Origin of the sequence: Acinetobacter sp. YH12218, assembly GCF_013417925.1 — a bacterium.
Classification (GTDB): domain Bacteria; phylum Pseudomonadota; class Gammaproteobacteria; order Pseudomonadales; family Moraxellaceae; genus Acinetobacter; species Acinetobacter amyesii.
Genome location: NZ_VPDB01000023.1, coordinates 32244 through 48680 on the forward strand (window position 1 = coordinate 32244; position 16437 = coordinate 48680).

Annotated in this window: 14 protein-coding genes and 1 pseudogene; 7 read left to right on the forward strand and 8 right to left on the reverse strand. The window is 40.0% G+C overall.

Annotated elements, in window-relative coordinates:
• Window positions 1-7 precede the first annotated feature (7 nt).
• Entirely contained in the window at window positions 8-1648 is a 1641-nt protein-coding gene (locus tag FTV03_RS08485) for a CTP synthase (protein ID WP_180026261.1), read from the reverse strand.
• Window positions 1649-1877: 229 nt separating this feature from the next.
• Between FTV03_RS08485 and FTV03_RS08490 the strand changes: the two genes are divergently transcribed.
• Window positions 1878-2291 carry an internalin gene (locus FTV03_RS08490; protein ID WP_180041001.1) on the forward strand — a complete coding sequence of 138 codons (414 nt, stop codon included), beginning with the start codon at window positions 1878-1880 and terminating at the stop codon, window positions 2289-2291.
• 112 nt (window positions 2292-2403) lie between these two features.
• Here the strand turns inward: FTV03_RS08490 and FTV03_RS08495 are convergent, their stop codons facing one another.
• Window positions 2404-3288 (reverse strand): LysR family transcriptional regulator, encoded by an 885-nt coding sequence (locus FTV03_RS08495; protein ID WP_180041020.1) that lies wholly within the window; start codon window positions 3286-3288, stop codon window positions 2404-2406.
• 107 nt (window positions 3289-3395) lie between these two features.
• Between FTV03_RS08495 and dkgB the strand changes: the two genes are divergently transcribed.
• Window positions 3396-4205: a 2,5-didehydrogluconate reductase DkgB gene (dkgB, locus tag FTV03_RS08500; protein ID WP_180041022.1), complete on the forward strand. Its 810-nt coding sequence runs from the start codon at window positions 3396-3398 to the stop codon at window positions 4203-4205.
• Window position 4206: 1 nt separating this feature from the next.
• Window positions 4207-5382 (forward strand): MFS transporter, encoded by a 1176-nt coding sequence (locus tag FTV03_RS08505; protein WP_180041003.1) that lies wholly within the window; start codon window positions 4207-4209, stop codon window positions 5380-5382.
• A gap of 38 nt (window positions 5383-5420) precedes the next feature.
• On the opposite strand, the gene FTV03_RS08510 is transcribed toward FTV03_RS08505, so the two are convergent.
• The 3 genes from FTV03_RS08510 to FTV03_RS08520 form a co-directional block, all read right to left on the reverse strand.
• Entirely contained in the window at window positions 5421-6512 is a 1092-nt protein-coding gene (locus FTV03_RS08510; RefSeq protein WP_180041005.1) for a YheT family hydrolase, read from the reverse strand.
• Window positions 6513-6715: 203 nt separating this feature from the next.
• Window positions 6716-7120: a nuclear transport factor 2 family protein gene (locus tag FTV03_RS08515; protein WP_180041007.1), complete on the reverse strand. Its 405-nt coding sequence runs from the start codon at window positions 7118-7120 to the stop codon at window positions 6716-6718.
• Between the two features lie 122 nt (window positions 7121-7242).
• The gene (locus tag FTV03_RS08520; RefSeq protein WP_180035779.1) at window positions 7243-9267 is read right to left on the reverse strand and encodes an NADPH-dependent 2,4-dienoyl-CoA reductase; all 2025 of its coding nucleotides are present in this window, start codon (window positions 9265-9267) and stop codon (window positions 7243-7245) included.
• Window positions 9268-9448: 181 nt separating this feature from the next.
• Between FTV03_RS08520 and FTV03_RS08525 the strand changes: the two genes are divergently transcribed.
• Both FTV03_RS08525 and FTV03_RS08530 read left to right on the forward strand, forming a co-directional pair.
• Window positions 9449-9988 carry a PadR family transcriptional regulator gene (locus FTV03_RS08525; RefSeq protein WP_078189188.1) on the forward strand — a complete coding sequence of 180 codons (540 nt, stop codon included), beginning with the start codon at window positions 9449-9451 and terminating at the stop codon, window positions 9986-9988.
• Window positions 9989-10013: 25 nt separating this feature from the next.
• Window positions 10014-10922: an alpha/beta fold hydrolase gene (locus tag FTV03_RS08530; protein WP_180041009.1), complete on the forward strand. Its 909-nt coding sequence runs from the start codon at window positions 10014-10016 to the stop codon at window positions 10920-10922.
• 133 nt (window positions 10923-11055) lie between these two features.
• Here FTV03_RS08530 and FTV03_RS08535 read toward each other — a convergent pair whose 3' ends face one another.
• A complete protein-coding gene (locus tag FTV03_RS08535; protein ID WP_078188530.1) occupies window positions 11056-11967 on the reverse strand; it encodes a LysR family transcriptional regulator in 912 nt (303 codons plus the stop codon).
• Between the two features lie 279 nt (window positions 11968-12246).
• On the opposite strand from FTV03_RS08535, the gene FTV03_RS08540 reads away from it, so the two are divergent.
• The gene (locus FTV03_RS08540; RefSeq protein ID WP_180041011.1) at window positions 12247-13161 is read left to right on the forward strand and encodes a LysR substrate-binding domain-containing protein; all 915 of its coding nucleotides are present in this window, start codon (window positions 12247-12249) and stop codon (window positions 13159-13161) included.
• Between the two features lie 321 nt (window positions 13162-13482).
• On the opposite strand, the gene map is transcribed toward FTV03_RS08540, so the two are convergent.
• Window positions 13483-14277 (reverse strand): type I methionyl aminopeptidase, encoded by a 795-nt coding sequence (gene map, locus FTV03_RS08545; protein ID WP_078193926.1) that lies wholly within the window; start codon window positions 14275-14277, stop codon window positions 13483-13485.
• A 349-nt stretch (window positions 14278-14626) separates the two neighbouring features.
• Between map and brnQ the strand changes: the two genes are divergently transcribed.
• The gene (gene brnQ, locus FTV03_RS08550; protein ID WP_180041013.1) at window positions 14627-15919 is read left to right on the forward strand and encodes a branched-chain amino acid transport system II carrier protein; all 1293 of its coding nucleotides are present in this window, start codon (window positions 14627-14629) and stop codon (window positions 15917-15919) included.
• Between the two features lie 407 nt (window positions 15920-16326).
• Here brnQ and FTV03_RS08555 read toward each other — a convergent pair.
• Window positions 16327-16437, reverse strand: a pseudogene (locus FTV03_RS08555) (IS701 family transposase); the annotation flags it as partial.

The window sequence follows — 16437 nt, forward strand, 5'->3', positions numbered from 1 at the left end:
AAACACATTATTTCGCTTTTTGGTACTGCTTTTTAGCAGCATCAATAAAGCCTGCGAATAATGGGTGTCCATCACGTGGTGAACTTGTAAATTCCGGATGGAATTGTACAGCAATAAACCAAGGATGTTCAGGAATTTCAACAGTTTCAACGAGACGCTGTACTGGAGAATAACCTGAAATCTTCATGCCTTTTTCTTCAAGCACTGGGATATAACGGTTGTTCATTTCATAACGGTGACGATGACGTTCAACGATCTCTTCAGAACCGTAAACTTGTGCAGTTTTTGTTCCCGCAACCAATTCAGATTTTTGAGCACCCAGACGCATTGTGCCGCCTAAGTCAGAATCTGCATTACGTTGTTGAACTTCGCCGCGCTCATCTAACCATTCAGTGATTAGACCAATCAATGGTGATTTTGTAGAACGGTTAAATTCAGTTGAAGTTGCATCACTAATACCCGCAACGTTGCGCGCATATTCGATCACAGCCAGCTGCATACCTAAACAGATGCCGAGGAACGGCACACCGTTTTCACGTGCAAAACGAATCGCTTTCATTTTGCCTTCTGTACCGCGCTCACCGAAACCGCCCGGAACTAAGATTGCATCCGCGTCTTTTAATACGTCGGTTACATCTTGGCTTTCAAGTTCTTCAGCATTGACGTAGTCGATTTGAACTTTCACACGGTTTTGAATACCCGCATGTAAAAGTGCTTCGTTTACAGATTTGTATGCATCTGGAAGTTCAACGTATTTACCAACCATCGCTACACGAACTGTGTATTCAGGGTTTAGTAATGCATCTACAACGTTATCCCAGTCTGTAAGATCAGCTTCTGGAAGATCGTTATAACCAAAACGTTCACAGATTAAATCATCAACGTTTTGTTCATAGAATGTACGTGGAATTTGGTAAATCGAACGCGCATCTTTACACACCACAACTGCACGTGCTTCAACGTTCGTAAATAACGCGATTTTACGTGTAGTATCAGCATCAACATCATGCTCTGTACGGCAGATCAGGATGTCTGGTTGAATACCAATCGACAAAAGCTCTTTTACAGAGTGTTGAGTTGGTTTAGTTTTTAATTCAGCAGCTGACTTAATGTATGGGAGTAAAGTTAAGTGCATTAACATTGTTCGCTTATGACCTAGTTCGACCATAAGTTGACGTACAGATTCCATGAATGGGAGAGATTCAATGTCACCTACTGTACCGCCGATCTCAACGATCGCAACGTCATAGCCTTCACCTGCGCGAAGAACACGTTCTTTAATATTGTCAGTAATATGTGGAATAACTTGAACTGTACCACCGAGGTAGTCACCACGACGTTCTTTATTCAAGACATCTTGGTACACTCGTCCTGAAGTAAAGTTGTTCAGTTTGGTCATTTTCGCACGACGCAAGAAACGTTCGTAATAACCCAAGTCTAAGTCAGTTTCAGCACCATCCTCTGTGACAAAAACTTCACCGTGTTGGAATGGACTCATAGTCCCTGGATCGACATTAATGTATGGATCCATTTTTACCATGGTTACTTTTAAACCACGGGCTTCTAAAAGCGCAGCCACTGATGCAGCTGAAATACCTTTACCTAGTGATGATACAACACCACCAGTAACGAAAATAAAATGGGTCATTAAGTTTCTCGTACAATGGAGCCTAAATTGGCCTACAATGTTGTGCGATTTTACTTTACTCTGTACCAAGAAAGCAAAGTCATTCCGCATCAATTCATAGAACAATTAACAATTGGCTATTGTAACAGCAATTATCATAAAAATTTAGAGTAAGTTCTTATCATTTCTATATTCTTATTTGCTGTTATAATGCATTTATCCAATCCACACTTTTTTGTTTTGTGTAATTATGAATAAGAAACTTTTAATCTGCGGTGCAATCGCAACAGGTCTACTTCTTACAGCATGTGTAAAAAAAGAAGCACCAAAAGAAGAAGAACAGGAACAGGTTGAAGTTGCAGCATCTGAACCAACAGCATCTGTACCTACACAATTAGAACCAGTTGAAGAACAACCCGTTGTTGAAGAAACGACTCAACAGCAAGTTGAAGTGATTCGTGAAGAAACACCGAATACAACAACTGAAATTCGTCGTGAACCTACTCCTCCTGCAGAAGCTCCAGCTCCAAAAGCAGAAGCACCTAAAGCTGCAGAAAAACCTGCACAAGCTGCTCAACCTAAACAAAACTCAGGTTCTGCACAGTCTGAAGATGACGCCGTAGCTGCTGCCATTGCTGCTGCAACACCAGCCTTAGAGAACTAAGATCGAAGTTTTATCAAACAAATGATCAAAAAAACCCGGCAAAAGTCGGGTTTTTTATTGTTTCTATGTAAATAAAAATCTGTACCCGACGATGCACTGTTTTTTCTCACAACTATTCTTGTAATTTTTCAGCTAAATATTCAATAAATAAACGAACACGTTTCGGTAAATGCTCTTGTTGATAATAGACAGCATGAATAAGCTGTTCATGCGGTTCAATTTGATCGTCTAAAAATTGTACCAATCGCCCTTCTGCAATATCTTTTTCTAACATAAAAATCGAAAGACAAGCGATGCCCATCCCATGAATCGCAAGCTCCCGTAGTGTTTCACCATTTGATGCCTTAATATTTGGTCGGATCGTCAAAGGTTTCCCTGCGACTTGGATCGGCCAAGTATTCATATGGGTAATTTGACTAAATCCAAGTAAAGCATGTGCAGTTAGCTCTTCAGCATTTTGCGGACGTCCATGCTGCTGAAGGTATTCAGGACTCGCCACCAAACACAGTCGACTCTTGTAAATAAGTTTTGCGTGCAAACTGGAGTCGTTTAATTTTCCAAAGCGAATTGCAACATCCGCTTTATGCTCTAATAAGTCAATCACTTGATCATGATTTACTAATTCAATCTGTATATGCGGATAACGTGCATTAAATTCTGGAATCAAGGGAACGATCATATGCAGAATAAAAGAAATTGCTGAATCGACTCGCACTAATCCCGAAGTATCTGCATCTAATTTCAGCAGAGAATCTTCCGCTTCGCTCAAATCATTCAATATCCGCCGTGTTTTTGCTAAAAACAATTGCCCCTCTTGCGTGAGCTTAATTTTGCGGGTAGTTCGTTCCAACAAGGTTACATTTAATTTAGATTCCAGACGCTGTAATGCGCGGCTGACACCAGATGCTGTTTGATCTAATCTTTCTGCTGCTTTGATAATAGAGCCACTATCTACAATAACAGTAAAAGCCTGAAGCTCCTCAATGGTCGATTTCATTGCATATTCGAATTCGTGATTTTTAATCAATAATATATCCCAAACTCATGCATTTTTCTTCAATAAAATTAGCAGCACAATAGCATCAACTCAAAAAAAGAGAATTCCTGATGATTGTTCCTCAATTTGGTGTCGGCACCTTCCGTTTGACAGGTGACACTGTCATTCATTCTGTTAAAACTGCCTTAGAAGTTGGATATCGTGCTGTAGACACCGCACAAATCTACGGTAATGAAGCAGAAGTAGGCCAAGCAATCGATGAAAGTCAGGTCAATCGAGCTGATATTTTCTTAACCACGAAAATTTGGACTGAAAATTATGCTGCCGACAAACTAATACCCAGTCTAAAAGACAGTTTAATTAAATTGAGGACTGATGCAGTTAACCTTACACTTATTCATTGGCCAGCACCTGCACTTGGAGTCGATATTCCTGAATTAATGGGACATTTACTTGAGGCAAAAAAACAAGGATTGACTGAGCATATTGGTGTATCTAATTTTAATATAGAGCTCACTCAACAAGCCATTGATCACATTGGGCTAGAAAATATTGCAACCAATCAAATTGAACTGAGTCCATATTTACAAAATCAAAACTTGGCCAATTATCTACAAGCGAACAATATAGATGTCACATCCTATATGACTTTGGCCTATGGCAAAGTTTTGCAAGACCCAACGCTGTTAAACATCGCGACCGAACACCAAGCTACTTCAGCTCAAATTGCACTCGCATGGGCACTGCAAAAAGGTTATGCCGTGATTCCATCTTCAACCAAACCTGAACATTTAATCAGTAATTTAAAAGCTCAAGAGATTCATTTAACACCTGAACAGATGCAGGCCATTGCCACACTCGACAGAAATGCGCGTGAAGTGAACCCACCTGAACTTGCTCCAGTTTGGGATATTTAATATGAAATTCAATTTTCCATTAATTGCATTAGCCGTAGGTGCTTTTGCAATTGGCACAACAGAATTTTCACCGATGGGTTTTTTGCCTGAAATCGCAGCAGATTTATCGGTATCTATTCCTCAAGCGGGCTTACTGATTAGTGCCTATGCCGTTGGCGTCATGATTGGTGCCCCATTGATGACCTTATGGTTAGCACGTTTTCCAAAACGTACATCACTCATGTTATTAATGACAATTTTCACCCTTGGCAATCTGCTTGCCACAGTTGCGCCAGATTATTTAGGTTTAATGGCTGCGCGTTTAGTGACGAGTTTGAACCACGGCGCCTTTTTTGGCTTAGGCTCTGTCGTCGCAGCAAGTGTTGTTCCAAAAGATAAACAAGCCAGTGCCGTTGCTATGATGTTTATGGGCTTGACCATTGCCAATATTGGCGGCGTGCCACTCGCAACATGGGTGGGGCAAAATATCGGTTGGCGTATGTCTTTTGCGGCCATCACCTTACTTGGCATCATCACCATGTTGGCATTATGGAAAGCACTGCCCCATCGGCAACAGACCGAAAAACCTGATGTACGAGCAGAGTTAAAAGTATTAACACGCATGCCTGTTGTTTTAGCACTGCTCACCACGGTAATGAGTGCTGGAGCTATGTTCGCGCTCTATACCTATATCGCACCGAGCTTAAAAGTCTTTACCCATGCAAGCCCTGAACTTATCACTTTCATGTTGGTTTTAATCGGGATCGGATTTTCAATTGGTAACCATTTCGGTGGTAAGTTTGCAGATCAATCCTTAGATAAAACCTTGATTGGCTTTTTAGTCTTACTCATGCTGATGATGCTGTTATTTCCAATTTTAGCAACATCCACCATTGGCGCGGCGATTGCATTAATCATCTGGGGAGCAGCAGCCTTTGCCGTTGTACCACCTTTACAAATGCGTGTTATGACAGTCGCTCACGATGCACCAGGCCTCGCTTCTTCAGTGAATATTGGTGCATTTAATCTTGGAAATGCTTTGGGCGCTGTTGCAGGTGCCGCAGTGCTAAATCTTAACCTCAGCTATGCTGCAGTGTCTTATGCAGGCGCTACACTGAGCGCTATAGCGTTGATTTTAGTATTGATACAGATGAAGCTTAAACCTCAAACAACTGCATGTTGCCCACAAGCCGAGTAACACACACTTAAAATAGCCTACCCAAAGTAGGCTATTTTTTAGTTCGCATATAACTTTAAAAAATCTGCCATTAATTTGGTTGCCCATGAATGGGTTTCCACTAGACCTTCATAATAACCACAGTGACTGCCTTTTTTGGTGGTTACCACCACAACATTCGGCAAAGAGCGGATTAATTCTTTATAGGGCTCAAAGTTTTGAATGTGGCAAATAGGATCGTCTTCGGCATTTAAAATCATCAAAGGAATTTTAAGATTTTCAAATACATAAATTGGATTGGTAGATTTTGCATAACTTTCATAATCAGTAAAACCAGCCATTTGGAAATAAGCACGCTCAAACTGCGCCAAATTTTTACTTTTTAGTACTTCTATTAAAGATGGTGTTGTTGACCATGTTGCAGAATAGGGTTCTACAAATTTCTGAAAGAGCTTCTTGGTCATCATTTTACTGTAAAAAGGATGGACATTTTTAAAACCAAGTTCGGTGTCATAGCCCGGACATAAAGCAAAAGCCGCTTTAAGTGGTGTTTCCTCACCTTGTTCGCCTAAATAGCGGACCAATAGCCCCGTTCCTGCAGATGAACCGACGCCATACAAACACGATTCGGGAAATTTCTGCTGAATACAGGCAATCTGTTCACGTAAGTCATCTGTTGAACCAAATAAATTTATTTTGGCAACTGGCATAGGTAAATTGGCATGGCCACGTCTTAAACAGAGTGCAATGCGCCAACCTGTATATAGATGAAGATCCCGAACCACTTCTCGCATACTTTCAGGCGTTCCCGTAATCGTATGCATGAGCACCACAGTTGGCACATCCGCAGGTAAATCTAAACCCAACCATGCAATGGCTGTGATCCCTCCATCAGCCATGGTCAGTTGCTCTATAGCGTCGTATTTAAGCTTCACTTGGCGCTTTTTAATGACATCAAAATACAGTAAATGTGCATGAGTATTCGACAGCCAAGGCGTAGGACGATATTTTTCATGTAGTTGCTTTAACTTCCGCACCACATGTTTCATTTGCCCTTCAGGATGATAATAAAGCTGTGGTATTTCCGCACCGATGGCATGATCTACAAAATTTAAAAGAGCCAGACGCCCTTTATGCATCACATTATTCATTGACCTTACCTTCACCTCGCTTCGCACTACAGCAAATCATTTCAATCTTTTCACTTTGACCAACAAGGCCCATTAAACAAACGTATCTACAAAACCATATCTCACTAGCAATATTTGTTTACTTAAACCTCATAAGCAAAAAGCATGACAATATCCATCATGCTTTTTATCATTCTGTGATGAGCATTTAAAAATCAGCAGATTCAAGGCTGATATTGCATAATGCGCTCACCCATTTTCGCCGCCAATACTTCCAAGCCACTTTTCGGACGGAGCATGACTTCAAAATCAATCATCTGTCCTTGTTCATTAAACTGAATCATGTCGATCCCTTTTAATTTTTTCTCGCCAACATTGGCAGAAAACTCAAGCACCACATTTAAACCATCTTCTGAGTAAAACTCACGGTGATAGGTAAAATTTTCAAAAATTTGAATCACATTGGTCAAAATAAAAGTTACTACAGGCTTACCTGGATATGGGTTAAACGCGACAGGTGAACGAAACACCACATCCTCTGCCAAGAGTTCATTTAAAATATTCATATCCCGTGTGTCGAGCATTTCGTGCCAACGTGCAACAGATTTTTTTGTTGTTTCAATAGTCATGTTTATGTCCTTTTTTTTGATGAATCATTTCCCTTTCCTCAAACTCCTCTCCCAAATGGAGAGGAAGCACGACAACTGCATATTAAATTGAATGAAGTTGTCGTGGTTTAGTATGAGGCTGATTAAATCACCGCAGCCAAATCTGCACCTTGACGAATGGCACGTTTAGCATCCAACTCACCGGCTTCTTTCGCACCTCCAATCAAATGCACATTTTTGCCATCTGCTTGTAGCTGTTCATACATCGCGGTATAGGATTCCTGACCTGCACAAATCACCACATGATCAACATCTAAAATACGTGATTGACCATCAACGGTAATATGCAAACCTTGATCATCAATTTTGTCGTAGCTTGCACCCGCAATCATTTTCACATCGCGGTGTTTCAAACCTGTACGGTGAATCCAACCCGTGGTTTTACCTAAGCCAGCACCAACCGATTTAGCCTTACGTTGCAATAAATACACTTCACGCGGCGATTCTTCGACGTCTGGATGTTTCAAGCCACCGACTTGCGCATAAGTGGTATCAATACCCCATTCATCATAAAATTTCTCAGGATTGAGGCTACCGCTTTCACCTTCATGCGTTAAATATTCAGCCGTATCGAAACCAATACCGCCTGCACCAATGATCGCTACACGTTTGCCCACAGGTTGACGTTCACGTAAAACCTGTAAATAACTCAATACTTTTGGATGATCAATACCATCTATATCTAACTGACGCGGCGTTACACCCGTCGCCACCACGATGTCATCAAAATCAGACTGAGCTAATTCTTCATACGTTGCCGTATGGTTCAGTACCAATTTAATCTGAGGCAATAGTTCTATTTTACGTTTGAAATAACGCAGCGTTTCATAAAACTCTTCTTTACCAGGAATCGTTTTCGCAATATTAAACTGTCCACCAATTTGGCTCGATGCTTCAAAAATAGTTATGTTATGACCACGCTCTGCAGCATAAGTTGCAAAGCTTAAACCTGCAGGTCCCGCACCAATCACAGCAATATTTTTCACCTGTGCAGATTCTTTAAAAATCAGTTCAGTTTCATAGCAAGCTTGAGGGTTAACCAAACATGTTGCAATTTTCATCGAGAAAATATGATCTAGACAGGCTTGGTTACAACCAATACAGGTATTAATTTCATCACTACGACCTTGTTCTGCTTTTTCTACAAAACGTGGGTCAGCCAGCATTGGACGTGCCATGGACACCATATCTGCATCACCCGAAGCAAGTACGTGCTCAGCCATTTCAGGAGTGTTAATACGGTTTGAGGTGATTAAAGGAACATTCACAAGACCTTTTAATTTCTTGGTCACCCATGTAAATGCAGCACGTGGCACTTTGGTTGCAATGGTCGGAATACGCGCTTCATGCCAACCAATACCGGTATTGATAATAGTTGCACCGGCTTTTTCAATGGCTTTTGCAAGTTGCACAACTTCTTCGAAAGTCGAACCACCTTCAACCAGATCCAGCATAGAAAGACGGTAAATAATAATAAAATTTTCACCGACTAATTCACGCGTACGACGCACGATCTCGATTGGAAAACGAATCCGGTTTTCATAACTGCCACCCCATTCATCATCACGGTGGTTGGTACGTGCAGCAATAAACTCATTAATTAAATAACCTTCTGACCCCATGACCTCTACACCATCATAACCCGCTGTCTGTGCTAACTGAGCACATTTGGCAAAATCATTGATCGTGCGTTCGACGTCTGCTGTGCTTAAAGCTTGCGGTTTTACTGGGTTAATTGGTGCTTGAATAGATGAAGGTGCAACATTATTGGCTTGATACGAGTAGCGACCTGTATGCAAAATCTGCATCGCAATTTTACCGCCAGCATCATGTACCGCCTGCGTAATCACTTTATGTTTTTCTGCTTCTTCTAAAGAGTCTAATTTTGAACCACCAGCAAATGTCACACCATCATCATTGGGAGAAATACCACCAGTTACAATCAGACCTACACCACCTTTCGCACGCTCAGCGTAAAAAGCTGCCATGCGTTCATAGCCACCCGGTGCTTCTTCAAGGCCGATATGCATAGAACCCATCAATACACGGTTCTTTAGCGTTGTAAAACCTAAATCTAGTGGTGCCAATAAATTTGGATAATTTGACATTTTTTCTCCTTAGCGTGCTGAAAAGCTGGCTATTTTTATCTTCGCTTGTATACGAGCTTTCTATTTCCATCTACGCATACAAGATTTTTGCAACTTGTTGCACTAATTTATATGCGAGATTTGATTTTTATGCAACATGTTGCATAATAAAAAGTACAAAACTATTTTGACTGAGCCATATATGTCTTTAGCCCATGTTTTACTCACGAGCTTACTTGAAAAACCGAGTACAGGAATTGACCTTGCACGCCGTTTTGACCGCTCTATGGGCTTTTTTTGGAATGCGACACATCAGCAAATCTACCGTGAACTCAGTGGTATGCAGCAAAAAGGCTGGATCAGCACCATTGAAGATGAGCACAGCACAACCCGTAAAAAAACCTACCAAGTTGAACAGCTTGGACGTGTTGAATTAGCCAATTGGATGGTTGAGCAAAGCCCTCCGGCTCAGTTACGTGAAGAGTTAATGGTTCGTTTACGTGCTGAAGCTCAACTGGGCACAAACGGCGTATTACCCGAATTAGAGCGCCATCTAGACATTCACAAAGAAAAACTAAAAGTGTACCAGTCTATTTTTGCAAAAGACTTTGCACATGCGCATGATGAAGACCGTACTTTGTACATTCATAAAATGATTTTACAGCTTGGGATAGATTTGGAAATCGGTTGGATCAAATGGCTCGAAACCATCATTCCACAATTGCATAAATTTAATCGCTAAAACAAAAAAATAAATAGGAAGCCGCATGCCACACTATACAATGCCCGATCAGCAACAACTGTATGTTCGTGAATATGGTCAAGGAGAACCCATCCTGGTTTTATCTGGACTGGGCATGCAAAGTTGGCAATGGCACCCTTTTCTATATCAACACCGAAAGCATTTTAAATTTATCATTCCAGACTGGCGTGGATTTGGCGGCTCTAAACTTTGTCAAATTCCCAATATGGACACCATTTCAAGCCATTGGCGAGATATTGACAGCTTAGTTTCCCAACTTGGTTACGATAAAATCACGGTGATTGCCTACTCCATGGGGGCAACGACCACCATGCACGGTTTAAAATACGGTCAGTTTGCCGAAAAAATTAAACGCTATTTACACATCGATCAAACGCCTAAAATACGAGTAGATGCAGATTGGCAATATGGTTTATATGGCAAACGCCACAATGAGTTTTTAAGTATTTTAGAAGACATCTCGAAGGTACTTGCAACCAACCTCTCCGTGCCATTTGCACAGCAGATGAATAAACATGACCGTCAAGGTCTAGTCGACGCTTGGTTAAGGTTCATAGACTTACAAAATAGCAATCCTTATGCATTATCCGCTTTCCGTATTGCATATCAACAACCAACTTTACAGAAGCTGATGTTACCCTCACAAAGTGTGGCGTATTTATATTGGTATATTCAAAATTATTTAAACCATACTGAAGATTATCGTGAAGCCATTGCAGCACTCACCGCGCCAACAACTTTTTTCACAGGGGTAAAATCGATCCTCTATCCTGCTCAAGGTCAAAAAATTATTGCTGACAGCCTAACCAATGCAGAGCAGATTATTTTTAAAAAATCGGGACACACGCCATTGCTCAGTGAACCGGTCAAATTCAGCCGTGAAATCACCAAGTTCTTAAAACAAGCGCTCTAATAAGACTGAATAAAAAAATAGGCTCAATACTTTCAAGAATGAGCCTATGTTTTATGCAGAAAGGTGTTACTTAAACGTTTGCTTCAAAATTGAATTTCAAATTTAACGTTATTATTACTTTTTAAAATAAGCACTAGAAAACCCGACGATCGTATTCAATTGCTTCTAAATCATATACTTGGTAAACGCAGTCAAATAAAGGACGCGCCAACTCCCCTTCATCATCATTCCGCACGATCAAGTAAATTTGGCTAATGGCCGCACTATCCGATAATTTCACATAATTCACATGCCTAAACTGCATAATTTGTACAGATTCAGGAACAATACAAATACCTTCGCCTGCTGCAACCATGCCTAGTGATTGCTGCAAATCTGCTTGGGTGTTAAAGCGTTTCGGCTCCATACCGTATTCTAAAAACAACGACTTGATCAGCGTTGCATAACTTTGACCATCCGTTGCTGGATAGATAAAAATCTGCTCATCTTTGAGATTATTTAATGCAATCTGCTGCTGTGAAGATAAAGGATGGCTCGAATGCACCGCAACAATTAGCGGCTCTTCACGCAATAGCACACGTTTAACCGCCTGATCCGACACACGAACTCGGCTAAAACATGCATCAACCCGACCTTCTTTTAATGCCTGAATCTGATCAACTGCACTCAGTTCGATTAAATTTACATTTAAGTGTGGGTATTGCTGGCGGAACAAATAAACAATTCGAGGTAATAAACCACAGAGTAACGAACCGCCATAGCCAATATTAATAGTACGTTCAGTGGCACTGGCCCGCTGCGTAATGAGCTTAATCTCTTCTGCATTGGAGAGTAATTTCACGGCTTGCTGATAAAAGAAACGGCCGATGGTGGTGGTTCTTAAAGGACGGCTGCCACGCTCAAAAAGCTGTGCACCCAACTCTTCTTCTAAATTTTGAATTTGACGACTTAAAGGAGGTTGAGCAATAAATAGCTTTTCAGCAGCCTTCGTAAAACTCTGTTCTTCTACAACGGCGACAAAGTAACGTAAATGTCTTAATTCCATGACATTGTCCTTTAATGTCGAATTTCTTTCATAATGGTCTTGTATTTGAATATATCAGGACGACACTCAAATCACATCCTTCAAATTCGGTTATTTAAAAGATATATACACCACATTTATTGTTTGGTCATGCTAATGTGAAACGATTACAAGGTTAACCCGACTTTAGTCTTGGCAATTTTGCTCAACTTTCTCACATGAAAAACTACAAAACGTGATTGACTTCATGAAACAATTCAAGTTAATTAGCTAAATCGTTGCAAATATGGAATAAGAACAGTGCTGAGTGATCTAGATGATTTTTATTGTTTTGCCCAAGTGGTCGAGCATGGTGGTTTTAGTGCAGCAGAACGTGCAACAGATATTCCAAAATCAAAACTGAGTCGTCGGGTCTATAACTTAGAAGAACATTTAGGTGTCCGCCTAATTCAGCGTAGCTCACGACATTTTGCTGTTACTGATATTGGTATGAATATCTATCGACATGCACAAGTCATGATGAATGCAGCTCAAGCCGCACACGATTTGGTTGATCATCTCAGTACGCAGCCGCGCGGCTTAATTAAAGTCAGCTTACCGGTTTCCATCGCACAAAATGAAATGACCAAAATTTTGCCTGAATTTTTAAAGCAATATCCAGAAATTAAAGTGCAAATGATGGTGACCAATCGCCGCGTAGATATCATTAATGAAGGCTTCGACCTTGCGCTGCGTGTCCGTTCAAATTTAGACGATGACCCCAATTTAGTCATTCGTAAATTTGAAACAATTGAGCAGCACTTATTTGCCAGCCAGGCGTATCTAAATAAATTTGGTGAACTCAAACAGCCCGAAGATTTATCACAGCATCAAATATTAAGTATGGCGGATGAGCATCTCGATCAACATATTATTGTGACCGATGCACAGCATCATCAGAAAAAAATCAAAGTTAACCCAACCGTGATGGGCTCTGACCTGTCTATGTTAGCTGCACTGGCCTGCCAAGATTGTGGCGTGGCGTTATTACCCGACAGTATTGTGTCCGATCACGTGAAATCAGGTGCTTTGGTTCGTGTACTACCTGAATGGAAAGCTGCACATGGTATTTTCCATGCAGTTTATCCATCTCGTCGTGGCTTACTACCTGCTGTACGTGTATTCATTGATTACTTAGTTGAAAAACTCAGCCAACATGAACACGCTAAATTTTAAGCAAAAAAAAAGCTTACCCATGTGATGGGTAAGCGAAAACTTAAAAACTAAGTAAAATCAGAAACTACAGCAGAATCTGTAATCATATTATATAAATAAAATACATCTTTATTAAATCGTTAATAGCTCTAACTGATTTTCAGAGTTATAAGCAAAACCTTATAAATTAAGCTATAGAGAAAACCTCTTAGTCTTAAAACCTATAACGCTCATACACACTACAACTTATTAGACTAAAGTCAAAAAATATACAACTGTATAATTCTATTTAACTTCAATCATTTGAACACAGCAGATATGGCATTAACAACACTACAGAGCTTAGATCGCGGGATATTCGCCTGTACCCTCTGGCCATGGAGATAACAACTCAAAACCAGTATCGGTTACAACAACCATATGTTCCCACTGTGCCGATAAAGAACGGTCTGCGGTAATTACTGTCCAGCCGTCTTTTAACTCTTTAGTTCGCGCTTTACCGCTGTTAATCATCGGCTCAATGGTAAAAACCATGCCTTTTTTTAGAATTACACCTTGACCCGGTTGACCATAGTGTAAAACGCTCGGTTGCTCATGATAAACTTTACCAATCCCGTGACCACAGTATTCACGTACAATGCTGTAGCCTTCACGATGTGCAACTTGTTGAATGGCATAGCCTACATCACCCAATGTTGCTCCCGGTTTAACTGCATGAATCCCAGCAACCATCGCTTCGTAGGTAGTTTCGACTAACTTTTTAGCCGCAGGCGAAACCTCACCCACATAGTACATACGACTGGTATCACCAAAATAACCATCTTTAATGATGGCGACATCAATATTGATAATGTCGCCATCTTTCAATACGGTTTCTTTCGAAGGAATACCATGACAAACCACTTCATTCGGTGAAATACAGGTGGTTTTAGTATATCCATAGTAGCCAACATTGGCAGGAATCACTTTAAGTGTGTTGACGATAAAATCATTACAGATATCGTCCAGATATTCAGTGGTCACGCCCGGCTTGACATACTCCCCGATCATCTCTAAAACCTGAGCAGCTAAACGACCTGAAATGCGTAATTTTTCAATATCTTGCTCGGTTTTAATCGTGATTTTGGAAGCTTTCATCTGAATATCCTCAAATTTGAATACACCGAATTATAGACCTTTTAGATTTTTTTTGTTTTATTCAGCCAATATTTCTGCATTTATTCGGCTTATAGCATCCTATTTAGTGCTGAAAATTAGAACAATTGATTTATATCTGATAAATCTTAATCGCTAAACATATTTCTATAAAAAATTTATATACAATAAATTTCTTTTATTTATCATAAATATAAATAAAACATTATTTTATCTGTCAATATATTCATGATTCGTATTATAAAAACTATCTATACGATTTATAAATTTTGCTCCAAAAACGAGCTTAATTGCACTAAAATTGCCTTTTTTCACAGTTCATCTCCCCTTTATGACAAGTCTTCGTACACGGGATATTGTTGCCTTAGGTTTTATGACCTTCGCACTGTTTATTGGTGCAGGCAACATTATTTTCCCACCAATTGTCGCACAGCAAGCGGGTGAACATGTTTGGTTAGCTGCATTTGGTTTCTTAATCACCGCAGTTGGTCTACCTGTCATCACGATTATTGCTTTGTCGCGTGTTGAAGGTTCTATTCAAGTTTTAAGTTCACCTTTGGGTAAAGCAGCCAGCATTATCCTTACTGTCGCGTGTTACTTAGCTGTTGGACCTTTATTTGCAACACCTCGTACAGCTACCGTTTCTTATGAAATTGGTTTCTCTTCTTATTTTGGTAACGGCACAAACAGTCTGCTAATTTATAGCGTGATTTATTTTGCATTAGTGACCATTGTTTCACTTTATCCAAACAAAATTTTGGATACTGTGGGTTATTTCCTTTCACCACTCAAGATCTTAGGTCTCATTGTACTGGGTATCTCTGCGTTCTTTATCCCTGCCGGTGTGATTCCACCTGCTATTGGTAATTACGTGGCTGCACCAGTTTCAGAAGGTGTGGTCAATGGTTATTTAACCATGGATACTTTAGGCGCTTTAGTTTTTGGTATCGTGATCGTAAAAGCCATTACTTCACGCGGTGTAACGGATAGTAAGCTCGTCACTAAGTATGCTGTCATTGCCAGTATTATTTCTGGTATTGGACTTACACTGGTTTATATCAGCTTGTTCAAACTCGGTATGGGCAGCCATGATATTGCTCCAAATGCAACAAATGGTGCAGTGATCCTGCATGCATATGTACAACATGCTTTTGGTGATATGGGCGCTTATTTCCTATCTGCAATGATCTTTGTTGCATGTATGGTGACCGCGATTGGCTTGACCTGCGCATGTGCTGAATATTTCTCAGAATTGACTAAAATTCCATACAAAGTTTTTGTGTTCATTTTAGTTGGTTTCTCACTGCTGATTTCAAACTTAGGTTTAACCAAACTCATTGCAGTTTCAGTGCCTGTTTTAAGTGCGATTTATCCACCTGCGATTGCAGTTATCCTACTGAGCTTCTGCTCTAAATGGTTTATTTCACCATCACGAGTTATTGCTTCTGTTACCGCATGTGCGTTTATTTTCGGTATTTTTGATGGTTTAAAAGTGGCTGGTTTCGAAGATGCACTTCCAAGCTTTATTGCCAATCTACCACTTGCTCAACAAAATTTAGCATGGCTGATCCCTTCTGTGATTGTGCTGATTATTGCTGCTGTAATTGATAAAGTTAAAAAATAACCTTTTTTGACTTGTCTAAAATCGGAGTTTTACCCGAATGACGATTTTACCTGCGACCAATAATTGTCGAGTTTTACCCAAACTGACTTTTATTTGTCCTACTACAGCGCAATAACCCTAAGTCATTGAACTTTTAAATAAATTTTTATTTTCACAATGAGAAACAAAGCCAGCCCTTTGGCTACAAAATATAATAATAGTTAAAATACAAATACTTTCTGCAAAATACACCGTACACAAAATCCATGATTAAGCCCGATTATGACTGTAAGCTAGGCGGTTTCGTGTCATAAAGCCGATATACCCGTGTTGGTATATATATTGCTTATTCATACATAGATATTATGCATTGACCCTTTTACTCACCAGTCAACACCTTTAGATTCATAATTAGGACTTACGCACTATTATTTAAAGATTCTCTGTGGTAGCAGATGATTTTTATCGAGAATAAAGTCATCAATGAAGCTTTTGATAATTGGTCTAAATAATTTCTTCTGCCAACGATATACATTTTC